Raw genomic sequence first — 24,659 nt, forward strand, 5'->3', positions numbered from 1 at the left:
AAGCGTGGCTTAAGGAGAAGATCCTGTGGATTCATTTGAGTGGAACAAAGTATTTGCGGCCGTAATTTCTGGCGCTTTGTTGATTATGGTTATCTCCACTGTTTCAGGTGGTTTGTTTCCTGAATATCATGGCGGCACTACAGGCTTTCCTGTTGAAGTAGTCGAAGCAACAGCTGGTGGTGATGCAGCGGTTGAAGAAGGCCCATCCCTTGCAGAACTTCTTGCGGTTGCCGATGTTGATCGGGGCGCGCGTGAATTTGCAAAATGTAAGGCATGCCATAGCATCAATGAAGGTGGCAAAAACGGTACAGGCCCAAATCTGTACGGCATTTTAGGTAAAGCCATCGCAAGCGATAGCACTTTCAATTATTCTGGTGGCCTATCTAGCCACGGTGGCGATTGGACTTATGAAGCGTTAGACACTTGGCTAACTGCACCAAAGAAAATGGTCGCTGACACAAGCATGTCTTTTGCTGGCCTACGCAAAGCAGACAAACGTGCGAACTTAATCGCATACCTAAGAACACTATCAAACAGCCCACTTGCGCTTCCAGAAGTTGCTGCAAAAGTTGAAGATGCTGTTGAAGAGGCAGTCGAAGCAGTAGAGGACATTGCTGCCAGCAACTAGTCCAGCTAAAAAAGCATAGAAATTAAGCCGGTATATTAAGTGTACCGGCTTTTTTTATATATTCAGCCTACGATATCCAAGAAACGGGGTACCCTTAATGTCCTTAGAAACCCATTCAATCACATCCTCAACTGGATCAATAGTAACTGACATATGGGTCGCATTAGCGTGCAAGATCTGTTTGCCATCGATCATCCACCCCACATGCCCTGGAAAAAATGCTAAATCACCCCGCCCGGGCTTTTCATCTGTTTCCAAAAGCCTTCCAAGTGACGAGAATTGCATCCCACTATCGCGCAAGACCTTTTGACCAGACATCATCAATGCAAGCTGAACCAAGGCACTGCAATCCAACCCTTCGTACGAGCGACCACCCCATAAATAGGCCGACCCCAAAAACCTTTCGGCAACATCAACAGGGTCAACAGACAACTCACGCTCGGCTAATATATGTCGAGCATAAATCCATCCGCCGTTTGAAAGTGGAACAAATCCGTCTTGTATTTCACCAACGACCATAAGCGGGGTTGTTAGAAATACAGAGTGTATAGGTTCAGATTTTAGGGATGGTTCTCTATAGATATGACTAACAGGTGTTGAAACATAATGAGATGTTTTATAATCAGCTGATCGCTCGCAAACCGCTGCGCTCTTTATCCAACCCATATACCCATCATGCGCGCACGCGACCTGAAACCATCCTTTTTCTTCGGCAAGAATAGAAACAGATTCGCCGTACAACAGTTCACTAACTGTCGTAGAGGAACAATTGGGTTCTTTTTTCATTAAGTGCTTAGACTGAATACAATAATGGGTTGGACTGGTCACAATTTGAAGACTTGGGTGACTAGCCACTATATTACCAGGATCAATCAGATTTATTGTCATGCCGCAGTATTAATTTTTCTGGTCTTCAGCATCAATGAGCTTTTCAGATTCGACAATACGGTCCGAAAGCTCACTTAAATATACGGCGCCTTTCACTGTTCGCTGGATAAAGATACTTCGTTTGTCATTTTCATCCGGTTTTCGCTTAATAAGACCATATCTAGTCATCGTATCCAGCGCACGGGTGATTACTGGTTTTGTCACGTTTAATTTAGCCGCTAAACCACGAACAGTGTGGGGAGGTTCAGTCATATAGACCTCAAGCAACACAGACATTTGCCGCATGGTAAGATCAGGTTCGTTAGAGCGAACGCTCTCCAGTGTTGAAAGCCGCCACATTCTAAGTAGTTTATGGTTAAACTTTTCGCTCATAGACCCCACCCTTAAAGATACCTGCTGTAAATACTAGCAACTATCGCTAAAAGGTGAACTAATCGGCTTTATTGGTCAAGACCCAGTTGGGCAATAATCGCGTCATAGGTCGCAAATATACCCTGAGCAGCACCGCCTTTTGGCCTTCCTGCACGTGGTTTTGGATTCCATGCGAAGACATCAAAATGTACCCACGGAATATCCGCATCAACAAATCTCTGTAAATAAAGCGCAGCAGTTATAGAGCCCGCAAAAGGGCCCTCACTGATATTATTCATATCTGCGATATCGCTTTTGAGGTCTTGGTCATATCCTGCCCACAAAGGCATACGCCATAGAGGGTCGTTATTATCCACCCCGCCTTTTTCAAGCGCCGTCCACATCTGATCATTATTGGTGTAAGTCGCAGGCAAATCTGGCCCTAGGGCAACACGGGCAGCCCCCGTAAGGGTCGCAAAGTCAATAAGCAGATCAGGTTTGTTCTCTGAAGCGAGCGCCAATGCATCGCATAAAACCAACCGTCCTTCTGCGTCAGTGTTACCGATTTCAACGCTTATGCCTTTACGGGTTGCAAACACATCACCTGGCCGGAAACTATCACCGCTTACGGCATTTTCAACCGCTGGGATCAACACCTGCAAATCCACGCCCAAGCCAAGTGTCATAATCAATTTCGCCAGCCCTAAAACATGTGCGGCCCCGCCCATATCCTTTTTCATCAAAAGCATACCGGCTGGTGGTTTCAAATCTAACCCCCCAGAATCAAAACAAACCCCCTTACCAACGAGGCAAAGCTTCGGTGCGCCTTCTCGTCCCCAGGTTATATTGATCAAGCGCGGGGCATTTTTAACTGACGCCGCTCGTCCAACAGCGTGAATCATTGGGAAATTTTCATCCAACAAATCGTCGCCTACGATTGTTGACACAGTGGCACCATGCTCTTCCGCCAGCGCCTCCGCACAGTCCTGTAATTCGGATGGTCCCATATCTTCAGCGGGGGTATTCACAAGATCCCGCACAAAAAAAGCGGCCTCTGCCTTCGCGAGCACTGTTTTTGGGTCAATGCCTTCAGACAACATAAGGCAACGAACCTTCTTATCGGGGTCAGATTTATATCGATCGAACTGATACTGCGCGAGTGCCCAACCCAGGGACAGTTGCTCTTCAACGTCTTGTTCAATATTTTCTAGCGAATAAACCCCTTCAGGTAGTTTAGGTGCAACAACAGCCAACCACCAAGGGTTCGATATATCCTCACCAACACCAACGTAAATTCGGGCAATGGTATTATCTTCTGCTTTGATAAACCCAACAGCACCTGTGTTTGCCTCAAACCCACTTAGTTTCAACCAAGCCAAGTCATTGGCATCTATAGTGCCGGTATTTTCAAAGTCACCTTTAACCACTGGGACAAGTGGTATTGACGAAGTAGACTTATTATAAGCAGCAAGCATTAAACTAGGTTGTGGCAAGGGTTATCTCTTTCCAGCAATGTATATAAAAGATGGTCATATGTGCAATAAACACAGATATGGCCATAAGCTAACATTTAAGGTTAAATGTTCAAACGACCTTACGATTCAGGGGCGATTGTAACGCTTAAGCCATCCATATCATCGGAAACTTCTACCTGACAGGATAGACGTGAGCTATTCGCTTTGTAATATTCGCTTTCTTCAATCAGATACGATTCGTCATCTTCCATCGCTGGTAGGCGCGCAAAGCCATCACCTTCTACATACACATGACATGTGCAACAACTACAACACCCGCCACATATAGCAGCCATATCATCAAAATCATTGTTACGGATATTTTCCATCAAGGAAAGACCAGCCTCGGCCTCAATATCGCGCTTTGCACCACTTAGGTCAGTTACAGAAATTTTTACCATCGATACACATCTTTCAAGAAATTAGGGATAGACAGATTTTCCCAACAAGACATAGCGCCTTCACTACGTCTGTCCAGAAAAAAAGCCGCCTGATAGATCAGACGGCTTTCTTTACGTTCATTAAGTACCAAAAGATTGGTTTTATTCGCCTTTTGCTTTCTCGAGCGCCGCGCCAAGGATATCACCAAGGCTTGCACCAGAGTCAGCAGAACCATACTGCTCAACAGCAGCTTTTTCTTCTGCAACTTCAAGGGCTTTAATAGACAGGTTAACCTTGCGGCTGCCTTTGTCCATGTTGGTAACCATAGCGTCAACTTTATCGCCAACCGCGAAGCGCTCAGGGCGTTGGTCATTGCGGTCTTTTGCAAGGTCAACGCGGCGGATGAAGGCTGCAACACCAGTTTCGCCGATTTCAACTTCAAGGCCGTTTTCAGTTACTTCTTTAACAACAACAGTAACTGTTTCGCCTTTTTTCTTGGTTGAAACGTTAGAGAATGGATCGCCTGAAAGCTGCTTCACGCCAAGGCTGATGCGCTCTTTGTCTGTATCAACGTCAAGAACAACAGCTTTAACCATGTCGCCTTTTTTATAGTCTTGGATCGCGTCTTCACCAGAACGCTCCCAATCAAGGTCAGACAAGTGAACCATACCGTCGACGTCGCCGTCGAGTCCAATAAAGAGACCAAACTCAGTGATATTCTTAACTTCACCTTCAATCTCAGCACCTTGTGGGAATTTGTCTTCGAACGCTTCCCATGGGTTTTCACTGCACTGTTTAAGACCAAGTGAGATACGACGTTTGCTTTGGTCAACTTCGAGAACCATAACTTCAACGTCTTGGCTTGTAGAAACGATCTTACCTGGGTGAACGTTTTTCTTAACCCAGCTCATTTCACTTACGTGAACAAGACCTTCAACACCAGCTTCAAGCTCAACGAAGGCACCATAGTCAGTGATGTTAGAAACTTGACCGTTGAATTTCGCACCAACAGGGTATTTCGCTTCAATACCTGCCCATGGATCTTCAGCTAGCTGTTTCATGCCAAGGCTGATACGCTGTGTTTCTGGGTTAATGCGAACCACTTGAACCTTGATGCTCTCGCCAATTGTAAGAGCTTCAGATGGGTGGTTCACACGACGCCAAGAAATATCAGTAACGTGGAGAAGGCCATCGATACCACCAAGGTCAACGAATGCACCGTAATCAGTGATGTTCTTAACAACACCGTCAACAGAATCGCCTTCTTTAAGTTTGCCCATAAGCTCAGCACGCTGGCCAGCACGATCCTCTTCAAGGATAGCGCGACGAGAAACAACGATGTTACCGCGGCGGCGATCCATTTTAAGGATTTGGAATGGCTGCTCGATGTTCATCAAAGGCGTTACGTCACGGATCGGACGAATATCAACTTGTGAACCAGGGAGGAAAGCAACAGCGCCGTTAAGGTCTACTGTAAAGCCACCTTTTACGCGACCAAAGATAACACCGTTCACACGTGCATCACCTTCAAACGCTTTCTCAAGATCAGTCCAAGCTTCTTCGCGGCGCGCTTTGTCGCGTGAAAGAATTGCTTCACCAAGTGCATTTTCAACGCGGTCAACAAACACTTCAACATTGTCACCAACATTGATCTCAGGTGTTTGGCCCGGCATTGCGAATTCTTTAAGCGGAACGCGACCTTCGGCTTTAAGTCCGATATCTATAATCGCAAAATCGCTTTCAACAGAAACAACTGTACCAGTTACAACCTGACCTTCAAAGCCAGTATCCGCAGGCATAGTTTCATTCAAGAGTGCCTCAAAATCGTCGAGGCTCGGCATTTGTGCCGTTTCAGACATAGATCGTCCTTTCAAACTATATATTTTTTTGCCAACCGGTTGGCTCCGGTGGTCTTCTTCCGGTCTTCCTGAAAAAGGGCCCATCCCTTTTCCTTCTGTGGTCCGGAAGCCTCTAACACCAACACAAAAAAATCCTTCAAAGAACGAAGCTTCATTCTTTGGGATCAACTGAAATAAGCGTCTTCGGCTCTATTGAGGCTTCAGGCAATTTTCAACGATTGCCGCAGCCCTTAAAAACACGGCGTCTATAGCTAAATCTGTCGTATCTAGCAAGTGGGCATCTGCTGCTTTTTCTAGAGGGGCGTCTTTTCTTCCCATATCGCGCTCATCACGGGCTTTTACATCCGCCAAAATTTCCTCAAAATTGGCGTTCACACCCCTGCTTCTCATCTCTGCCACGCGGCGCTTTGCCCGCTCTTCTGCGCTGGCTGTTACAAAGAATTTCACATCGGCGGCAGGGCAAATAACCGTACCAATGTCGCGCCCATCAAGCACAGCACCACTCTTATTGCTCGGAGGGTTTACACCAAAATTCTTCTGAAAATCCATAAGGTTACTACGCACACCAAGCATACTGGCGACAACTGATGCTGCCTTACCGGTATCTTCCAAACGAAGCTCAGGATCGGACAACAATGCGTGATCGAGGGCTTTTGAGGCTTTCTCCGCTGCAGGTTCATTGGATGGGTCTACACCCCCTTTGATAAGTGTTAACGCTACTGCGCGGTATAGGGCGCCTGTATCCAAGTAAGCAAAATTAAATTTTTCTGCAAGCCTGCGAGCAAGCGTGCCCTTTCCTGCTGCCGCAGGCCCATCAATTGCAATAATCACCGCGAATCACCCATAATTTGTTTATTCTGGTTTGATAAAGCTTCAATATGAGAAGCGCAATTTCAAAATAATGACGCACCCTGTTCAGGTCATTGTAGTCTAAACATCATATCATAACTTGACTCGTCGTATGGTACACATCAATATAGAACAAAAAAGGAACATTTGATGTTGCAACGATATATTTCTGCGAGTTTACTAGCTTTGATTTTATGGTCAGTTCCAGCACAAAGCCATATATTTGATACAGAAGAGGGCCTTATGAAAGTACAATCAATAACCGCTGTTTTGCCTGTTGAACGAATTGAACCTTCGATTGAGTTTTTCAAAAAAATCGGCTTCACAACCGACCAAGAAGTGCCGGAGGGCGATCACCTTGGTTTTGTCATCGTCAAACAAGGCGAAACCCAACTGATGTATCAGACATATTCAAGCATTGCAGAGGATGTGGGTGGCCTGGGTGATATTCAAAAGGGTGCGCCAAGCAATATTTATATCATTGTTGATAATATTGATGCAGTTGAACAATCGCTAACGGACTACACCGTGACCCTGGAGCGGCGAAAAACATTCTACGGCGCCGAGGAAATCGGATACCGCGAACCCGGCGGTCATTTGATCACCTTCGCGGAGTTTGCTAGTGAATAATAACATGCATTACTACACGTTTGGCATATTTTCGGGCTGTGTGATTTTGGCAATTATATATACGTTTATTAATAAACTGGGCATCATCGACTGGGTATATGCGCATGAGACTTTGTCGGGCTCATTCATTGCTGCATTTGCTGCTGCTTGCACTGTTTACATTATCAACAAACAAATCCAGCAAACGCAGTCTATTGAAAATACTCGCAGAAAAAACAAATTGGATGCCGAAAGAGCCGTATTACCACATGCATTATCTGAGCTGACTGATTACGCTAAAAACTCATTAGAACTAAGTAAACGAATGGCCAAAGGTGAAAACTTTCATCCTCAGCGTACGAACCTTCCACATGTGGCAATTGCTACATTAAAAAAATGTATTGAGTTCGCCCCATCACCTGAAAAAGAAAAGATGGCTTTTATTCTTAATGAACTACAAGTAGATCAGTCACGTAAACAGCGTGAATGCAAAAATTATCGGGGCAATTCTGGCTATTTAAATACTATAATTAATAGTAAGAAAAAACCCGGACAACATCTTAGCTCATATTTTTCTTCTTCGTACAAATGTATCAATATATTATTGATCGTCGACGAATTATGGTATTTTGCCCGCGCCACAAATAAGGATGAAATAGACAAAGTTAGAGAACCTAGAAATCAAAGAGTTCATTGGTATTTTCGCCCTGCAGAATCCGAATGGCAACACTTTATAACCCGTTTAGAAACAATTGTCGGTGAAATTGGTCCAATCTAATCCAAAACCTCCAAAGCAGCACCCAAGCCATTCATTAAATCAATGAAGCTTGGGAAACTGGTTTGAATGGGTGTTGCGTCATCAATGGTAATTGGCTTTTCTGCTTTTAGGCCTAAAACAGAAAAGCTCATGGCGATGCGGTGATCAAGATGGGTTTGAACCACACCGCCACCAGGTACCTTGCCGTCATTGCCGTGGATGACCAATCCATCCTCTAATTCCTCGACGGCAACACCGTTTGCCTGTAACCCCGCCGCCATAACACCGAGACGATCAGACTCTTTCACGCGAAGTTCCTCAAGCCCTGTGAAGCGACTAATACCGTTTGCTGTTGCTGCCGCACAGAAAATCACAGGGAACTCATCGATCATCGTTGATGGATCAACTGGAAGGTCATGAATCGCCTGCAAATCGGCCGCTTTAACATGCAGGTCACCAACTGGTTCACCGCCCAGCATCCGCTCATTCTCGATGGTGACATCCGCGCCCATCGCACATAAAACAGGGATAACGCCTGTACGAAGGGGATTAAGGCCAACATTTTTAATCAGAACATCCGATCCTTCTGCAATCGATGCCGCGACAAGCGGAAACGCACTTGAGGATATATCGCCCGGGACTTCCAGTGTAATTGGTTTTAACTCCGCCTCGCCCCTGATTGTAACCGTTCGGCCATCTGCATGATCATCGACCTGAATATCCGCACCCATCGCGCTTAACATGCGTTCTGTGTGATCCCGCGTTGCGACCGATTCGTGCAACGTGGTGATACCAGGGGTGTTTAAACCCGCTAAAATCACGGCGGATTTTACCTGCGCACTGGCAACCGGGCTCGTATATTCAATTGGCAAAGGCATACCGGTACCCTTGATACTGACCGGCAGATAAGTACCATCTCGTGCCTCTATCTCAGCACCAAATTCCGAAAGGGGACTGATTACGCGCCCCATAGGCCTGCTGCGCAGCGAATCGTCGCCTGTCATCAACACCTGAATATCATGGCTCGCCATTAAGCCCATTAATAGCCGGGTTGACGTCCCAGAATTTCCCATATCGATTATATTATCTGGTGACTTTAGGCCACCAACGCCAACACCGAATATTTCCCAGTGACCATCACCCAACCGATTTATCGTAGCGCCCATGGCCCGCATGGCCTCGGCTGTTGCAAGCACATCCTCGCCCTCCAACAAGCCGAAAACCTCACTTCTTCCAACAGCAAGCCCCGATAGCATTAAAGCCCGATGAGAAATTGATTTATCGCCAGGTACCTTAATTTCGCCCTTTAATGGAGCGTTACATGATGAAATAAGCTGCGGCACAATAAAAATCCGTTTAATAATTAGGTCTTCACGTCACTATTGCTTTGACAGACGCGCGTGATCATGGCAAGCCATGCGCCGAATTCTTTGCAATCGCTATAGTGATAGCGATTTACGTGAAATGGGCAAGGAGAGAAAAATGGCAAAAGAAGAATGGGGCACAAAGCAAACCTGCCCGAAATGTGGAACACGCTTTTACGACCTTCAAAATGATGATCCGGTAACATGTATTGAATGTGGCCACGAGTGGAAACCGGAACCAATTTTGAAAACCAAGCAACCAATTGTTGCTGAAGAAAAAGCTGAAGATCAGAACGAAGAAGCTACTGAAGCAGATACTGATGACGATCTGGATATCGATGATGATGACGTTCTTGGTGATGTTAGCTTAGATGATGACGACGACGAAGAAGTTGCTGGCATCGTTGACACCAAAATGACACCCTCAGACGAATAATCGCTGATAAATAAACTTGCACGAAATATTCTGTGTTTTATATTTCGTGCAACCTGTCGGGTACTTGCGTAACTGAACAGTACCTGATTATGGGGCCGTAGCTCAGCTGGGAGAGCGCTTCGCTGGCAGCGAAGAGGTCGTCGGTTCGATCCCGATCGGCTCCACCAAACGTCACAATTCATGAAAACAAAAAACAGATCCGAATTCTGTATCCTCAGCCGCCCTCATATTTGGAAAAATCGAGCGTCAATAAGTCTGCAAACCGATTGACGGCGACCGAATTTGACCGACCTGTCAACTGCGTTAGTTGCAGCACGGGCCTGGCAACATCACGGGTGCTAACGGTAACAGAGGTCATTTCAGGCAAAATAATGCTATCGGCATGATCGAAGCCCATTTCAAAACCTATGGCTTCATTGGCCGCAATTTCATCACGAGCAAATAATAGTTCACTTTCCACCGCCGGACGAAGTTTAATCCCATGCTTGGATGCAGCAGCGTCCAGGTGAGCGCGCAGAAAACCATTTCGCGGCATAATAAGCGGGAAATAAATCAGATCATTTATCCGAATTTCCTGTTTGGTTGCCAAGCTATGCTCGGGGGCCATGATCGCATTTATAAATAACGGTGCGGTCGCAACCGGATGCAGTATAGGGTCTGCTTTGGGGTTCAATACATAAGCGAGATCAATCTCATACTCGCTCAACATATCCACCATACTATCGCCGTCAGCGCGTATGATCTCAAAGTTAACACGTTGATGTTCTTTACGGTAAGCAGCGATTGCGGCCGATAATTTGGCACCCGGCAAATCATATTCAACACCAATCCGAATGTTACCCCATCGTTCACCCTTTAAATCCTCAATTACAGAGCGCACACGCTCCAAATCAGCAATCTGCCGCCGAGCGTGCTGAATGAACAATTCCCCTGCTGCACTCAGTCTGACCCCTTTGGCTGTACGATCAAAAAGTGGGGCTCCAAGCTCGTCCTCCAAAGCCAATAGCCTGCGATTAAGCGCAGACGGTGTGATCGCTATCCTTTCAGCGGCACGACGTATTGAACCCGCACGGGCAATATTATCCACAAGTTCAAGTGTAAACTGGTGTCGCATTTCTCGATCGCATCCCAATCTATAGTGGTGCATTTTCGGCAACACTATAGATCAAAATAAGCACGAGACGCAATCACTCAAATCCGTTTAACTCGTTTTGGGGCGAGAATCATTTTGATGGTGCGACAAGTCGGAGTGAGCGGAATGACAGATAAAACAAACAAGGAAAACCTTGTAATCATTGGAAACGGCATGGCTCTAGGCAAGATGCTGGAGCGCTTATTTGATATTGCGCCCAACCATTTCAATATTACAATTTTCAACGCGGAACCCCGCACCAATTACAATCGCATCATGTTATCACCCGTTCTCTCAGGTGAAAAATCATACGAAGATATTATTACCCACAATGACGATTGGTACAGTGAGCACCAGATCACTTTGCACAAAGGCACAAAAGTAACCGAGATCGATAGGCGAGCGAAAACCGTTACTGCAGACAACGGCATAACCACTGCATATGACAAGCTGGTTGTTGCAACGGGATCTAATCCTATCATTCTTCCTATCGAAGGTAGCGATCTTTCTGGTGTTTTAACATACCGTGATCTCGATGATGTCCAAGCAATGCTCGCTTTTGCCAAAAGCAAAAAATCTGCAACTGTTATTGGTGGTGGCTTGCTCGGCTTGGAAGCATCAGCAGGCCTGAAGGCTCAAGGCCTTGATGTAACCGTATTACACTTGATGCCAACCCTTATGGAGCGCCAACTAGATACGGCCGCAGGACACCTTCTTCAAAAAGCAATAACAGACCTTGGCATTAAAGTTATCACTGAGGCGAATACAAAGCGCATCCTCGAAAAAGACGGGCATGTATGCGGTGTTGAATTGGACGATGGCACAGTCATAAACTGTGATTTTACCGTTATGGCTATCGGCATCAGGCCCAATATCGCATTAGCTGAACACGCAGGCATTGACAGAAATCGCGGCATAATTGTCGACGATATGATGCTAACATCCGATCCGGATATCTATGCGCTTGGTGAATGTGTTGAGCACCGCGGATTATCATACGGCCTGGTTGCCCCCCTTTATGAAATGGCTGACGTACTCGCAAAAAATCTTACTGGCACGGCCGCAAGCTACCAAGGCTCAGTAACAGCAACCAAATTGAAAGTAACCGGCATTGATCTATATTCAGCCGGAGATTTTTCTGACTCTGAGGGCCGCGAAGAAATCGTTCTGCGTGACGCATCAGCAAATATATATAAACGACTTGTTCTTGAAGATAATCGTATTGTCGGTGTTGTGCTCTACGGAGATACGAGCGATGGCCCTTGGTTTTTTGATCTTCTCAAAAAACAAGCCTCGATCGCAGAAATGCGTGATACCTTAATCTTTGGCCAATCTTACCAAGGGGAAGGGATTGCAGATCCGCTTGCCGCTGTATTAACCCTCCCTGATGACGCAGAAATTTGCGGCTGCAACGGCGTTTGCAAGGGAGAGATTGTTGCAAACATTACCAAAAAAGGTCTAACAAACCTCGACGGGGTCCGCAGCCATACCAAAGCATCAGCGTCTTGCGGCACCTGCACAGGGTTGGTCGAGAAATTACTGCAGATTACATTAGGTGATACATACAATCCTGATGCGATCCAGCCGATGTGTAGCTGTACCCATTTGGGCCATACCGAAGTCCGTCGCCTGATTAAATCCAAAGAACTGAAATCAATCCCAGAACTGATGCAAGCGCTTGAGTGGAAAACTTCTTGTGGCTGCGCCAAATGCCGGCCTGCGCTTAATTATTATCTCGTGAGCGATTGGCCAGATGAATATGCCGATGACTATCAATCACGTTTCATAAATGAGCGCGTTCACGCAAACATTCAAAAAGATGGCACCTATTCTGTTGTCCCGCGCATGTGGGGCGGTATGACATCATCCAAAGAATTGCGGGCAATCGCGGATGTTGTCGATAAATTCAATATCCCTGCTGTTAAATGTACGGGCGGTCAGCGGATCGATATGCTGGGCATTCAGAAAGAAGACCTGCCAGCCGTATGGGCTGACCTTGGAAAAGCCGGTTTTGTATCAGGTCAGGCCTATGCAAAGGGCCTTCGCACAGTCAAAACCTGTGTTGGCACCGATTGGTGCAGATTTGGAACACAGGATTCCACTGGACTTGGGATCAAGCTCGAAAAATTCATGTGGGGTTCCTGGACGCCTGCTAAGCTTAAATTAGCGGTATCAGGCTGCCCGCGTAATTGTGCCGAGGCCACATGCAAGGATATCGGCATCATCTGTATCGATTCTGGCTATGAAATTCACTTCGCCGGTGCCGCCGGCATGGATATCAAAGGTACGGAAATTCTGGGTGTTGTCTCCACCGAAGAGGAAGTGATGGAACATGTCGTTGCCCTCACTCAAATGTACCGCGAACAAGGCCTCTATTTAGAGCGCATCTACAAATGGGCCAAACGTATCGGAATTGCCGAAATCAAAGAGCAGATCATGAACAATGCTCAAAAGCGCAAAGCATATTTTGAACGTTTTGTTTTCAGTCAAAAATTTGCACAGGTCGACCCATGGAGCGAACGCGTATCCGGCAAAGATAAGCACGAATTTAAACCTATGGCGCAGCTACCGCTCGTCGCTGCTGAATAACGAGCGGAGAAACATCATGAATGCAACAACAAAAAACTGGATACCAATAGGGTCATTGCTCGATATACCACGGCGCGGCGCACGCTGTGTGAAAAGCGGCGATACAACAATCGCCCTTTTCCGAACGCAGGATGATCAGGTATTTGCTCTAGAAGATAAGTGTCCGCACAAGGGCGGTCCACTCAGTAATGGCATCGTGCATGATGGCTGTGTCACCTGCCCATTACATAACTGGGTCATTTCACTCAGTAACGGTGAAGCACAAGGGGCCGATTCCGGCAAAACTGCTTCATACCCAATCAAAATGGATGGCGACACCATCCTTATTGACATCGTCAGCGCACGGTCTTCCTGACCAATCAACTCTTATCATTAAAAGGAAGCATTTATGTCTTACTTAGCACCCACTGAATTTGTCACCAAAATGATCGATGCCGGCGAAGCCAAAGTCTTCATGAGTACAAAAGATACCCTTATTCGCGCCTTTATGGCAGGGGCAATTCTGGCACTTGCCGCCGCATTTGCGATTACAATCACTGTCCAAACCGGGCAACCGCTCGTTGGTGCCGTTTTGTTTCCCGTTGGGTTTTGCCTTCTCTATCTTTTGGGGTTTGATCTCCTGACCGGTGTCTTCACGCTTGTTCCCCTCGCCTTAATGGATAAACGCCCAGGGGTGACAACCGGCGGTGTGCTTAGAAACTGGTGGTTGGTTTTCATTGGTAATTTTGGCGGTGCTTTTACGGTCGCGATATTCATGGCCATTATTTTCACCTTCGGATTCTCAGAGGCACCAAACGCAGTTGGCCAAAAAATTGGAACAATTGGCGAAGGTAGAACTGTCGGCTACGCAGACCACGGGATAGCTGGCATGCTGACACTCTTTATTCGCGGTGTACTGTGCAACTGGATGGTTTCAACAGGTGTGGTCGCGGCCTTTATGTCAACATCAGTTTCAGGCAAGATCATTGCTATGTGGATGCCAATCATGCTGTTTTTCTACATGGGCTTCGAGCATTCAATCGTAAATATGTTCCTTTTCCCATCAGGTTTGCTTCTTGGCGGTAACTTCTCGGTGATGGATTACCTACTATGGAACGAAATTCCAACCGTTATCGGTAACCTTCTTGGTGGTCTGACATTTGTGGGCCTGACACTATATTCAACCCACTATAAAACTGGTGCCAAACGCGTTCAGGCACCTGCTGAATAAAAGAGTTACTAACGGCTGATTGCTCCACCCTCCCCTCCTCTCTCTCCTCAGAGCAATCAGCCAAACTTTTTGTCGGAATCTATGATGCAATGTGAATTAACAATCTCGCTCGGGCAATATTCGAGCGCAGGCCCTAAAGAGTGTAATCAAGACTTTTACGGCGCTGTGATCCCAAACAAGGCCACTCTTGCCCTCAGAGGGATCGCATTATCAATTGCAGACGGTATCTCAAGCTCGCCAGTAGCGCATATTGCATCACAAACAGCGGTCGGTAGTTTTCTATCGGATTATTATTCTACCCCTGACAGCTGGACTGTTAAAAAAGCAGCAAGCCGGGTAATTTCAGCGACAAACGCATGGCTATATTCCGAAACAAAACGCTCACAGGAATTTGATCCTGATCGTGGCTTCGTATCTACCTTTAGCACATTGATTTTAAAGGCACGACAGGCGCATTTGTTCCATATTGGCGATAGCCGGATATATCGTATCGCCAATGACAGGTTAGAACAATTAACAGAAGACCACCGGGTCATTTTAAATTCACAGCAAAACTATTTAGGCCGTGCCCTTGGTATGGCCCCCAATATTGAAATTGACTATACAAAAACCAGTGTCTCTGTCGGCGATATCTTTCTGATGACAACGGACGGTGTCCATGAGTTCATAGAAGCTGCGATCTTTAAAAGCCTTCTTTTCAAACATCATGATAATCTTGAAACCGCAGCCAAGGCGATTGTCGAGCACGCCATTGATAATGGTGCGGATGACAATTTAACCATTCAAATCGCCCGTATTGAAAGCTTGCCAGATTCTAACATTCAGGAAATCGTATCCGACATTAAGCTGAAACCACTTCGATCGATCCCGGAAATTGGCGACATCATTGATGGATGGGAGATCACGGCGGATATCAATCGCTCTAGCCGAAGCCATATATTCAAAGCGAAAGAAAAAAAGAGCAATAAGATAGCAGCCCTTAAAGTCCCATCGATTGATATGCGTGAACAAGAAACCGCATTACAGCGAATGGCACTCGAAGAATGGGTTGCAAAGCGCCTTACGAACCAGCACTTGCTTAGACCTGTCACTACAGAGACACCGCGGTCTGCACTTTATACAACAATGGAATATGTGGCAGGCACCAGCCTGACGACATGGATGGCAGATAACCCTGCGCCAACCCTGGAAAAGACAACTGCAATTATTTCCCAAATCGCTACTGGCTTGCAAGCCATGCACCGAAAGCAAATCCTGCATCAGGACTTACGCCCTAATAATGTTATGATTTCAGAAAACGGCCATGTCACCCTTATCGATTATGGTGCCGCAAAAATAGCAGGCATTGACGAAGCGTTTAATTATAATATGCCTGTCGATACTAATGAGCGCATTCTAGGGACTTTTCAGTTTACCGCACCAGAATATTTCCGCGGCGAAGACGGTACATATCAATCCGATATCTATTCCCTTGGGGTTATAGCATATCAGTTGCTCACAGGTGGCTTACCCTATGGCTCAGCAATGGCGCGGTCGCGTTCACTCAATCAACAAAAGAAAATCAAATACATACCGGCAGCAGATATTTCTGAAAATGTTCCCGACTTTGTTGATGCAGCAATAAGAAAGGCTGTAGAGCCAGACCCCAACAATCGATATCAGGAAATGTCAGAATTTCTTGCTGATCTTCGTACACCAAACCTCTCACTACCCCATTATGGCAAGCGCCCCCTTGCAGAGGCAAACTCCACACTCTTTTGGAAACTTGTCAGCCTTGCATTGTTGGTCTTGCTATTGCTCCAACATGTTCTCACCTGATTTTCAACCCATTTTATAAGGATATTCTTATGCTCACTAAAGCAGACGTTACAGATATGATTTATGACATTAAACGATCAAAAGGGCTGTCGTGGGCAGCTATGGCCGATGCTGTTGGCCTTAGTGAGGTGTTCGTAACATCGGCTTGCCTTGGCATGAATTCCCTTACTGAGCCCAAAGCCAAAGCCCTCGTTGATTTTCTTGGCCTGCCTAATGAGGCCACTGTGGTGCTTACAGAATTTCCAACCAAATCATTCGATAAAACCGTTCCCACAGATCCTTGTATTTACCGTTTCTATGAAATTGTCGGCGTATATGGCCAGACCCTCAAAGAACTTATTCAGGAAAAAGGGGGTGACGGCATCATGAGCGCAATCGACTTTGATATGAGCGTTGAAAAACTCCCGAACCCCAAAGGGGACCGAATTGAAGTTCGGATGAGTGGTAAATTCCTGAGCTACTCAGCGTGGTAAGGGCAACGATTATGAAGAATTATTTTCTTTTTACGACGGTCATATCGACGCTAACGCTATCTTCTCCTCTTATCGCGGAGGATAGTACAATTGATGATATTATTACTAACGCTACTATTCTGGCGGACGGTCGTATTCGCTATGAATTTGCTGATTTTCAAGGATTTGAACGCGACGCCAACGCCCTAACATTTCATGGCCGGTTCGGGTTTGAAACAGCAAAATATAAAGATTTCTCGCTTTTGGTTGAAGGTGACTTTACCCGTAGTCTTGGCATAGATAATTTTAACAGCACAACGAATGGACAAACCGAATTTCCTGTTATTGCTGACCCTAACTCCGAGCGGTTGAACCGCTTTCAACTGAATTATACCGGACTGGCTGGCACCAAAATCTCTATCGGTCGTCAACGTATCAAATTGGATGATGATCGTTTTATCGGTAATGTTGGTTTCAGGCAAAATGAACAAACCTATGACGCTGTGCGCTTTACAAACACATCGATAGAAAACCTTTCACTCGATTATACATATGCATGGCAAGTGAACCGGATCTTTGGCAGCAACTCAGTCAATGGACGTACAGACGCCAACAACCATTTTATCAATGCAAAATACAAATCGTCTATTGGTGATTTTACAGCTTATGCCTATCTGATTGATTTAGATGCTTTCCAGAATTTATCAAACCAGACCTTCGGCGGAAATTTCAGCACAAAGCAGAAAGTAACGGATACCAGCACGGTATTTTTTAAAGCTGAATACGCAACCCAAAAAGACTTTGGCAACAGCCCAGATAATTTTAGTCTTGATTATTACCTCATTGAGGGTGGAACAACGGTCGACAACCTAACCCTTAAAGCTCGTTACGAGTCCCTGGAAGGTGATGGTAATCGCGGATTTGCAACTCCCCTCGCAACACTTCATAAATTTCAGGGGTTTGCTGATGTTTTCCTAAGCACACCAGCAAACGGGCTCGAAGATTTACAATTCAGCGCAGCCTATAGTTTCAAAGATGTCTTTGGCTTGGGGCCAGTGAAGGTGACAGCAGCCTATCATGACTTTAACAGTGAAAATATTGACTTTTCGCTTGGAAACGAGCTTGATTTTACTCTAAGTGTCCCGTTGACAAAGGGGGTTAACCTAGCTGTTAAATATGCGGATTTTAATAGTGACAGCTTACGCAACGTGAACAGATTTTTCTTTGCTATTGCCTTTAAATATTAGCTACGCTCATTCGCCAATCTGACGGTAACCTTTTTCGTCAGATTGGCGATGGTTAGAAACCAAACATATCAATACTCGACAGAAGACCAGCAAACATTATCAGAATAAATACTGATAGCATGTCTTTCTCTGCCCCTTTTTAGATAGCTTATACAGTTGCAGTTCATCCATAATCTGCAATACCTAACAAATACCATGTTACAATTTAAATTGATGAAGCCACGCGAGGAAATGTCTTATGCATTTACTAACTTGGCAATACTGTATAAATCGCATGATACTGATTACGCTTGATGTCGGGAGAGAACATTGAAAACACGTGCAGCACTAGCCCTTGAACCTAATAAACCGCTGGTTATCGAGGAAATTGACCTAGAAGGCCCAAAAGCCGGAGAGGTTCTTGTAGAAATTATGGCGACAGGTGTTTGCCATACGGATGCATATACCCTTGAAGGAAAAGACTCGGAAGGTATCTTCCCGTCAATCTTAGGACATGAAGGTGCAGGCATTGTCCGTGAAGTCGGTGCTGGTGTTACAAGTGTTCAGCCTGGGGATCATGTTATACCGCTTTACACTGCTGAATGCGGCGAATGTAAAACATGTAAATCTCAAAAAAGTAACCTGTGTACATCTGTGCGTGCCACACAAGGCCAAGGGATAATGCCAGACGGTACAAGCCGCTTTTCGTGGAAGGGACAAACTCTCTATCATTACATGGGCTGTTCTACATTTTCGAACTTTACCGTTTTACCAGAGGTTTCTGTTGCGAAAATTCGCAAAGATGCTCCATTTGATAAGGCATGCTATATCGGCTGCGGTGTCACAACGGGTGTTGGTGCAGTTGTTTGGACGGCAGGTGTAGAAGTCGGCGCCAATGTGGCTGTGTTTGGTCTTGGCGGGATTGGATTGAATGTAATCCAGGGGGCAAAGCTTGTCGGTGCCAGTAAAATCATTGGCGTGGATATTAACCCTGCACGCGAAGCCATGGGGCGTGCATTTGGCATGACAGATTTTGTCAATGTATCTGACATCGGATCAGATAACGTTGTTGATAAGGTGATCGAACTTACGGGTGGCGGTGCCGATTACACATTCGATTGCACAGGAAATACAACGGTTATGCGCCAAGCACTCGAATCTTGCCATCGCGGTTGGGGCGAATCGATCATTATTGGAGTTGCTGAAGCTGGTCAGGAAATTTCTACACGCCCGTTCCAACTTGTTACAGGACGTGTTTGGAAGGGTACTGCCTTTGGCGGTGCGCGAGGCCGAACCGATACACCGAAAATTGTTGATTGGTATATGGATGACAAAATTGAGATCGATCCATTAATCACCCATACAATGCCACTGGATGATATCAACAAGGCATTTGATTTAATGCATGCTGGCGAGAGTATTCGCTCGGTTATCGTTTACTAAATATATTTGCAACGCTCACATCGCCCATCATCATATGTTTGAAGGTGGTCATTTTTAAGGAAGTGCGCCCCTATGGAAAAAATATCTTCGGTCAGAAGTTTTGGCGGTACCCAATCTATTTATAAGCATACAAGCAACACGCTACGCTGTGATATGCAGTTTGCTGTCTATATGCCCGAGCATAAGAAAGGCGCCACGCTACCTGTATTATACTGGTTGTCTGGTTTGACCTGTACTGAGGAAAACTTCATCACCAAAGCAGGGGCACAGCGCGTTGCAAATGAACTTGGCATCGTCATCATAGCACCAGACACTTCACCGCGTGGTGATGGTGTTCCCGATGATGCTGAAGCTGCATATGATTTTGGCTTAGGGGCTGGTTTTTATGTGGATGCAACGCAAGAAGCCTTCAACAAGCACTATAAAATGTATTCTTATGTTACTTCTGAATTACCAGCATTGATAGAAGCAGAGTTTCCAGTTGATCCATCGCGAACAGGTGTCTTTGGCCATTCAATGGGGGGACACGGCGCGCTTACCATTGCGCTTAAGAACCCGGAAAAATATAAAACTGTTTCCGCATTTTCGCCGATCGTATCACCGATTAACTGCCCTTGGGGTCAAAAGGCGCTGGGTGGATATATTGGTGCAGATCAAGCTGCATGGCGTGTGTATGATGCCTGTGCACTTATTAATGATGGTGCGCGTGTTGATGATATTCTTGTTGATCAGGGATCGTCAGATAATTTTCTTGAGGAACAGCTTAAACCAGAGCTTTTAAAAGTAGCCTGTGAGAAAGCTGGCCAAAGCCTGACCTTGCGCATGCAGGAAGGCTATGACCATTCCTATTATTTTATCGCCAGCTTTATCGAAGATCATCTAAGGTGGCATGCGGAACGCCTGTAAAAGGAAGCCAACCCCTTATCACCCTAGCATCTATCAATATCGCTATTGATAGATGCGCGGAGTTGTACCATGGCCTGTCATATGCCTATGTAGCGAAGGTACGTAAGCTCTGATATTAAACGCCGGCCTTCGCTTCCAACCGTCGTTTATGAAGCAAGGGCTCGGTATAGCCACTTGGTTGTTCGCGGCCTTTAAAAATCAAATCACAAGCCGCTTGAAAGGCAACACTTTCATCAAAACCTTTGGCCATTGGTTTATAATGGATATCCCCTGCATTCTGTTCGTCAACAACGACAGCCATTCGCTTGAGTGTGTCAAGAACCTGATCTTCACTACATACACCGTGATGAAGCCAGTTTGCGATATGCTGACTTGAAATACGAAGCGTCGCACGGTCTTCCATCAAGCCAATATTGTTGATATCTGGCACCTTCGAACACCCCACGCCTTGATCAACCCAGCGAACGACATAACCCAAAATGCCTTGCGCATTGTTATCCAATTCCTGCTGAATATCGTCTAGCGATAAATTTTTGCCAGCAAGGAGTGGTACGGTCAGGATATCATCCAAGCTTGCACGAGGTTCGAGTGCAATTGATTGTTGCCGATCTGACACTGAAACACGATGATAATGGATTGCATGAAGGGTCGCCGCTGTCGGTGATGGCACCCAAGCACAGTTTGCACCGGCTTCTGGGTGACCGACCTTAGCCTCCATCATTTTCGCCATTTCATCGGGCATCGCCCACATTCCCTTACCGATTTGAGCAACACCTTGAAGTCCGCATTCAAGGCCGATATTCACATTCCATGCTTCATAGGCTTTGATCCATGGCTGGGCTTTAATATCTTCCTTCAGAAGGAAGGGAGCTGCTTCCATACTTGTGTGAATTTCATCACCAGTTCGATCCAAAAAGCCCGTGTTAATAAATACCAATCGGTCTTTTACTGCGCGAATACATTCCTTCAGGTTAACTGTTGTTCTACGCTCTTCATCCATCACGCCAACTTTCAAAGTAAAGCGATCAAGGCCAAGAATATCCTCAACGCTGGCAAAGAGTTCATTCGTAATTGCTACTTCGTCAGGGCCGTGCATTTTGGGTTTCACAATATAAATGCTGCCCGTGCGGCTGTTTGAATTATGACCTGCTTTTTTAAGGTCGTGAATGGCGCACAAACTGGTCACGAGTGCATCCAAAAGACCTTCCGAGATTTCATGCCCATGAGCGTCTAAAACTGCTGGCGTTGTCATCAGATGCCCGACATTTCTCACCAGTAAGAGGCTTCGACCTGGTAACGTTAGCCTGCCACCATCAACCGATACATACTCCCTATCGGAGGCAAGTGTTCGGGTCATTTCCTTGCCACCCTTTAAAAACGTATCAGTCAGATCACCTTTCATCAGGCCTAGCCAGTTTCTGTAGACAACGGTTTTGTCTTCACCGTCTACAGCGGCAACCGAATCTTCACAATCTTGTATCGTTGAAACAGCGGCCTCAAGAATAACGTCCTTCATACCCGACGGCGCATCAGCACCGACTGGATGATTCCGGTCAATCTGAATATCTATATGAAGATCATTATCCCTTAACAAGAGCGATGAAGGGTTTTCTGGACTGCCTTGATACCCGACAAACTGCAACGCAGTTTTCAGTCCCGTTTCAGTGCCAGCAGCATTTATTGCAATCAATGCACCGTCTTTAATCGTATATTGCGCCACATCGCCGTGGCTAAAACCTGTTAAAGGCACCGTTTCATCAAGAAAAGCGATAGCTTTCTCAACAACTTTATTGCCGCGCGCTTTATTATAAGCCTTAGTTTTCTCTAGGCCGTCAGTTTCGGGGATAATATCGGTACCATAAAACGCATCATATAGGCTGCCCCACCTAGCATTTGCCGCATTTAAGGCAAAGCGTGCGTTCATAACGGGCACCACCAATTGTGGCCCAGCAATCGTTGCAATTTCGGAATCTACATTTTTTGTTTCAATCTTAAAGGCTGGCCCTTCTTCAACAAGATATCCAATCTGTTTTAGGAAGGATTTGTAAGCTACTTTGTCATAATTCGCACCTGGGTTAGCCTTGTGCCAATCGTCAATTTTCGCCTGCAGGTCGCTACGAACAGCAAGAGCCCGTTTAATCTTGGGGCCAAAATCTTCTGTCAGCGTTTTAAGGCCAGCCCAAAATTTGTCTGAGGATATACCCGAGCCAACCAGCGCCTCGGTTTCAATAAAGGCATGAAGTTCAGCACTGATTGATAGACCATTTTGCTCGATACGCTGTGCCATTTGATATCCCTCGCTCTTACACAAACTTAATTGTCACTATTTGATGAAACAAATCAGTTCTTTCATATCATAAAATATGCCGCCACTTCCATTTAAGAAAGGGCGGCATAGGTCGCTTTTTCAGCTGTTAGCCGAACTGGTGCATAGTGTTATCTTCGCCAGCCGCTTTAAGGGCTGCATCACCGGCAAAATATTCTTTATGATCATCACCAATATCGGAACCAGCCATGTTCTGGTGCTTTACGCACGCAATGGATTGGCGAATTTCTTCACGTTGTACCTGTTTAACATATCCAAGCATTGCTTCATCGCCGAAATAACGTTTCGCAAGATTATCAGTTGAAAGTGCTGCCGTATGATACGTTGGTAGTGTAATCAAATGATGGAAAATACCAGCACGTTTTGAACCATCACGTTGGAAGGTGCGGATTTTCTCATCTGCTTCCAAAGCAAGTTCAGTGTCATCATAATCAACGCTCATGAGGTTTCCACGGTCATAGGAAGACAAGTCTTTCCCTTCTTCCTGCCATGCGTCAAAGACCTGCTGACGGAAATTCAATGTCCAGTTAAAGGAAGGCGAGTTATTATAAACAAGCTTCGCATTTGGAACGACCTCGCGAATACGATCAACCATACCAGCGATTTGCTCTACATGAGGTTTTTCTGTTTCAATCCACAATAGGTCCGCACCGTTTTGAAGCGATGTAATACAATCAAGAACACAGCGGTCCTCGCCAGTACCGGGCTTGAACTGGAACAAGTTCGAAGGCAGGCGTTTTGGACGCATAAGCTTACCGTCACGCTTGATAACAACGTCACTTGGTAAAAGGTCATCAGCAGATACTTCCTCACAGTCTAGGAATGCATTATATTGATCACCGATATCCCCTGCTTCTTTAGAGAAAGCAATTTGCTTGGTCAGGCCAGCACCCAAACTGTCAGTGCGTGTTACGATAATACCGTCTTCAACACCCATCTCAAGGAAGGCATAACGGCATGCACGAACCTTCGCGAGGAAATCCTCATGCGGAACAGTTACTTTACCATCTTGGTGACCACATTGTTTTTCGTCAGATACCTGATTTTCAATCTGAAGAGCACACGCACCGGCCTCAATCATTTTTTTAGCCAGAAGGTACGTTGCTTCAGCATTACCAAAGCCTGCATCAATATCAGCGATGATTGGAACAACGTGTGTTTCAAAATTATCAATTTTACCAAGAATCTCTTGCTCTTTCGCGCTATCACCAGTATCGCGTGCAGCATCTAGGTCACGGAAAAGCATACCAAGCTCACGGGCATCTGCTTGCTTGAGGAATGTATATAATTCTTCAATCAGCGCAGGAACCGATGTTTTTTCATGCATGGATTGGTCTGGTAATGGACCAAACTCTGAACGGAGCGCAGCAACCATCCAGCCAGAAAGATAGAGGTAGCGGCCTTTAAGGCTATCAAAATGCTTTTTAATAGAAATCATTTTTTGCTGGCCAATAAAACCATGCCAACAACCAAGTGATTGAGTGTAGTTGGCTGGGTCTGCGTCGTATGCCGCCATATCTTTACGCATGATTTTCGCGGTATATTTCGCTATATCAACACCAGTATGAAAACGGTTTTGAGCACGCATGCGAGCAACGGCTTCGGCGTCAATACCATCCCAAGTTCCTGAAAACCCTTTAATAAGGCTCTGGATATTCTGAATTTCAGTTTTGTAATCAGTCATTTCTGATCCGCTCGTTTCTGTCATTATTTGATCGTACGCCATCGATTTACTCCTTTGGGCAAACACACCCTGAACTTACTATTTTGCGTTGACCAATCCCTTTGGTCGGCTTCATGACAATGAGGTTATGGGTATTTTTTAAATTTTGCATCTCGGAAAAAGTAATCTTGTAAAATCTTACAAAATAATATGTAATGTTGTAAGATTTGTAATATTTAAATTGTAACATGGTATTGT

The 24,659-nt window shown here is 45.7% G+C and carries 22 protein-coding genes and 1 tRNA gene; 13 read left to right on the plus strand and 10 right to left on the minus strand.

The features are described from left to right. Positions 1 to 25 precede the first annotated feature (25 nt). Positions 26 to 628 carry a cytochrome c family protein gene (locus KFF44_RS00115; protein ID WP_255936109.1) on the plus strand — a complete coding sequence of 201 codons (603 nt, stop codon included), beginning with the start codon at positions 26 to 28 and terminating at the stop codon, positions 626 to 628. Between the two features lie 54 nt (positions 629 to 682). Here the strand turns inward: KFF44_RS00115 and KFF44_RS00120 are convergent, their stop codons facing one another. The 6 genes from KFF44_RS00120 to cmk all read right to left on the minus strand — a co-directional run bounded on the left by KFF44_RS00120 (position 683) and on the right by cmk (position 6,452). Beyond that, entirely contained in the window at positions 683 to 1,414 is a 732-nt protein-coding gene (locus tag KFF44_RS00120; protein WP_255936110.1) for an NlpC/P60 family protein, read from the minus strand. A gap of 111 nt (positions 1,415 to 1,525) precedes the next feature. Further along, positions 1,526 to 1,888 carry a MarR family transcriptional regulator gene (locus KFF44_RS00125; RefSeq protein WP_255936111.1) on the minus strand — a complete coding sequence of 121 codons (363 nt, stop codon included), beginning with the start codon at positions 1,886 to 1,888 and terminating at the stop codon, positions 1,526 to 1,528. A 68-nt stretch (positions 1,889 to 1,956) separates the two neighbouring features. Further along, on the minus strand, positions 1,957 to 3,360 hold the full coding sequence (locus KFF44_RS00130) for a M17 family metallopeptidase (RefSeq protein WP_255936112.1): 1,404 nt from the start codon (positions 3,358 to 3,360) through the stop codon (positions 1,957 to 1,959). Between the two features lie 101 nt (positions 3,361 to 3,461). After that, positions 3,462 to 3,782: a 2Fe-2S iron-sulfur cluster-binding protein gene (locus KFF44_RS00135; RefSeq protein ID WP_255936113.1), complete on the minus strand. Its 321-nt coding sequence runs from the start codon at positions 3,780 to 3,782 to the stop codon at positions 3,462 to 3,464. A gap of 141 nt (positions 3,783 to 3,923) precedes the next feature. After that, entirely contained in the window at positions 3,924 to 5,621 is a 1,698-nt protein-coding gene (rpsA, locus tag KFF44_RS00140; RefSeq protein ID WP_255936114.1) for a 30S ribosomal protein S1, read from the minus strand. 189 nt (positions 5,622 to 5,810) lie between these two features. Beyond that, positions 5,811 to 6,452 carry a (d)CMP kinase gene (gene cmk, locus KFF44_RS00145; RefSeq protein WP_255936115.1) on the minus strand — a complete coding sequence of 214 codons (642 nt, stop codon included), beginning with the start codon at positions 6,450 to 6,452 and terminating at the stop codon, positions 5,811 to 5,813. Positions 6,453 to 6,620: 168 nt separating this feature from the next. Here cmk and KFF44_RS00150 point away from each other — a divergent pair, with 168 nt between their 5' ends. Both KFF44_RS00150 and KFF44_RS00155 read left to right on the plus strand, forming a co-directional pair. Further along, complete coding sequence (locus KFF44_RS00150) at positions 6,621 to 7,100, plus strand: hypothetical protein (protein ID WP_255936116.1); 480 nt, start codon at positions 6,621 to 6,623, stop codon at positions 7,098 to 7,100. Further along, the gene (locus KFF44_RS00155) at positions 7,093 to 7,857 is read left to right on the plus strand and encodes a hypothetical protein (protein ID WP_255936117.1); all 765 of its coding nucleotides are present in this window, start codon (positions 7,093 to 7,095) and stop codon (positions 7,855 to 7,857) included. Before KFF44_RS00150 ends, KFF44_RS00155 begins: the two co-directional genes overlap by 8 nt. Here the strand turns inward: KFF44_RS00155 and aroA are convergent. Further along, positions 7,854 to 9,179, minus strand: coding sequence for a 3-phosphoshikimate 1-carboxyvinyltransferase (gene aroA, locus KFF44_RS00160; protein ID WP_255936118.1), 1,326 nt, complete (start codon positions 9,177 to 9,179; stop codon positions 7,854 to 7,856). The two genes, KFF44_RS00155 and aroA, sit on opposite strands and share 4 nt — an antisense overlap. A gap of 139 nt (positions 9,180 to 9,318) precedes the next feature. Between aroA and KFF44_RS00165 the strand changes: the two genes are divergently transcribed. Both KFF44_RS00165 and KFF44_RS00170 read left to right on the plus strand, forming a co-directional pair. After that, positions 9,319 to 9,636: a TIGR02300 family protein gene (locus KFF44_RS00165; RefSeq protein WP_255936119.1), complete on the plus strand. Its 318-nt coding sequence runs from the start codon at positions 9,319 to 9,321 to the stop codon at positions 9,634 to 9,636. 91 nt (positions 9,637 to 9,727) lie between these two features. Further along, a tRNA-Ala gene (locus KFF44_RS00170) sits at positions 9,728 to 9,803 on the plus strand. A gap of 47 nt (positions 9,804 to 9,850) precedes the next feature. Here KFF44_RS00170 and KFF44_RS00175 read toward each other — a convergent pair. After that, on the minus strand, positions 9,851 to 10,750 hold the full coding sequence (locus KFF44_RS00175; RefSeq protein WP_255936120.1) for a LysR family transcriptional regulator: 900 nt from the start codon (positions 10,748 to 10,750) through the stop codon (positions 9,851 to 9,853). A gap of 144 nt (positions 10,751 to 10,894) precedes the next feature. Here KFF44_RS00175 and nirB point away from each other — a divergent pair, with 144 nt between their 5' ends. The 8 genes from nirB to fghA all read left to right on the plus strand — a co-directional run bounded on the left by nirB (position 10,895) and on the right by fghA (position 20,412). Continuing rightward, positions 10,895 to 13,357, plus strand: coding sequence for a nitrite reductase large subunit NirB (nirB, locus tag KFF44_RS00180; protein ID WP_255936121.1), 2,463 nt, complete (start codon positions 10,895 to 10,897; stop codon positions 13,355 to 13,357). 16 nt (positions 13,358 to 13,373) lie between these two features. Further along, positions 13,374 to 13,712: a nitrite reductase small subunit NirD gene (gene nirD / locus KFF44_RS00185; RefSeq protein ID WP_255936122.1), complete on the plus strand. Its 339-nt coding sequence runs from the start codon at positions 13,374 to 13,376 to the stop codon at positions 13,710 to 13,712. 33 nt (positions 13,713 to 13,745) lie between these two features. Then, positions 13,746 to 14,567, plus strand: a complete 822-nt coding sequence (locus KFF44_RS00190) for a formate/nitrite transporter family protein (protein WP_255936123.1) — start codon at positions 13,746 to 13,748, stop codon at positions 14,565 to 14,567. An 81-nt stretch (positions 14,568 to 14,648) separates the two neighbouring features. Next, complete coding sequence (locus tag KFF44_RS00195; protein ID WP_255936124.1) at positions 14,649 to 16,385, plus strand: bifunctional protein-serine/threonine kinase/phosphatase; 1,737 nt, start codon at positions 14,649 to 14,651, stop codon at positions 16,383 to 16,385. Between the two features lie 29 nt (positions 16,386 to 16,414). Next, positions 16,415 to 16,858, plus strand: a complete 444-nt coding sequence (gene cynS, locus KFF44_RS00200; RefSeq protein ID WP_255936125.1) for a cyanase — start codon at positions 16,415 to 16,417, stop codon at positions 16,856 to 16,858. Positions 16,859 to 16,869: 11 nt separating this feature from the next. Beyond that, entirely contained in the window at positions 16,870 to 18,084 is a 1,215-nt protein-coding gene (locus KFF44_RS00205) for a hypothetical protein (RefSeq protein WP_255936126.1), read from the plus strand. A gap of 309 nt (positions 18,085 to 18,393) precedes the next feature. Further along, a complete protein-coding gene (locus tag KFF44_RS00210; protein ID WP_255936127.1) occupies positions 18,394 to 19,506 on the plus strand; it encodes an S-(hydroxymethyl)glutathione dehydrogenase/class III alcohol dehydrogenase in 1,113 nt (370 codons plus the stop codon). Between the two features lie 72 nt (positions 19,507 to 19,578). Continuing rightward, the gene (gene fghA / locus KFF44_RS00215) at positions 19,579 to 20,412 is read left to right on the plus strand and encodes an S-formylglutathione hydrolase (RefSeq protein WP_255936128.1); all 834 of its coding nucleotides are present in this window, start codon (positions 19,579 to 19,581) and stop codon (positions 20,410 to 20,412) included. 115 nt (positions 20,413 to 20,527) lie between these two features. Here the strand turns inward: fghA and KFF44_RS00220 are convergent, their stop codons facing one another. Next, a complete protein-coding gene (locus KFF44_RS00220) occupies positions 20,528 to 22,699 on the minus strand; it encodes a malate synthase G (protein ID WP_255936129.1) in 2,172 nt (723 codons plus the stop codon). A 127-nt stretch (positions 22,700 to 22,826) separates the two neighbouring features. Then, positions 22,827 to 24,422: an isocitrate lyase gene (locus tag KFF44_RS00225; RefSeq protein WP_370691181.1), complete on the minus strand. Its 1,596-nt coding sequence runs from the start codon at positions 24,420 to 24,422 to the stop codon at positions 22,827 to 22,829. Positions 24,423 to 24,659 lie beyond the last annotated feature (237 nt).

It is taken from the genome of Kordiimonas sp. SCSIO 12610, assembly GCF_024398015.1.
Taxonomy (GTDB): Bacteria; Pseudomonadota; Alphaproteobacteria; order Sphingomonadales; family Kordiimonadaceae; genus CANLMI01.

Excerpts from the sequence above, each read along its gene's own strand:
- KFF44_RS00120 (WP_255936110.1), bottom strand. The coding sequence starts at position 1,414 with ATGAAAAAAGAACCCAATTGTTCCTCTACGACAGTTAGTGAACTGTTG.
- KFF44_RS00125 (WP_255936111.1), bottom strand. The coding sequence starts at position 1,888 with ATGAGCGAAAAGTTTAACCATAAACTACTTAGAATGTGGCGGCTTTCA.
- KFF44_RS00135 (WP_255936113.1), bottom strand. The coding sequence starts at position 3,782 with ATGGTAAAAATTTCTGTAACTGACCTAAGTGGTGCAAAGCGCGATATT.
- rpsA (WP_255936114.1), bottom strand. The coding sequence starts at position 5,621 with ATGTCTGAAACGGCACAAATGCCGAGCCTCGACGATTTTGAGGCACTC.
- KFF44_RS00150 (WP_255936116.1), top strand. The coding sequence starts at position 6,621 with ATGTTGCAACGATATATTTCTGCGAGTTTACTAGCTTTGATTTTATGG.
- KFF44_RS00165 (WP_255936119.1), top strand. The coding sequence starts at position 9,319 with ATGGCAAAAGAAGAATGGGGCACAAAGCAAACCTGCCCGAAATGTGGA.
- KFF44_RS00175 (WP_255936120.1), bottom strand. The coding sequence starts at position 10,750 with ATGCGACACCAGTTTACACTTGAACTTGTGGATAATATTGCCCGTGCG.
- nirB (WP_255936121.1), top strand. The coding sequence starts at position 10,895 with ATGACAGATAAAACAAACAAGGAAAACCTTGTAATCATTGGAAACGGC.
- nirD (WP_255936122.1), top strand. The coding sequence starts at position 13,374 with ATGAATGCAACAACAAAAAACTGGATACCAATAGGGTCATTGCTCGAT.
- KFF44_RS00190 (WP_255936123.1), top strand. The coding sequence starts at position 13,746 with ATGTCTTACTTAGCACCCACTGAATTTGTCACCAAAATGATCGATGCC.
- KFF44_RS00195 (WP_255936124.1), top strand. The coding sequence starts at position 14,649 with ATGATGCAATGTGAATTAACAATCTCGCTCGGGCAATATTCGAGCGCA.
- cynS (WP_255936125.1), top strand. The coding sequence starts at position 16,415 with ATGCTCACTAAAGCAGACGTTACAGATATGATTTATGACATTAAACGA.
- KFF44_RS00205 (WP_255936126.1), top strand. The coding sequence starts at position 16,870 with ATGAAGAATTATTTTCTTTTTACGACGGTCATATCGACGCTAACGCTA.
- fghA (WP_255936128.1), top strand. The coding sequence starts at position 19,579 with ATGGAAAAAATATCTTCGGTCAGAAGTTTTGGCGGTACCCAATCTATT.
- KFF44_RS00220 (WP_255936129.1), bottom strand. The coding sequence starts at position 22,699 with ATGGCACAGCGTATCGAGCAAAATGGTCTATCAATCAGTGCTGAACTT.
- KFF44_RS00225 (WP_370691181.1), bottom strand. The coding sequence starts at position 24,422 with ATGACTGATTACAAAACTGAAATTCAGAATATCCAGAGCCTTATTAAA.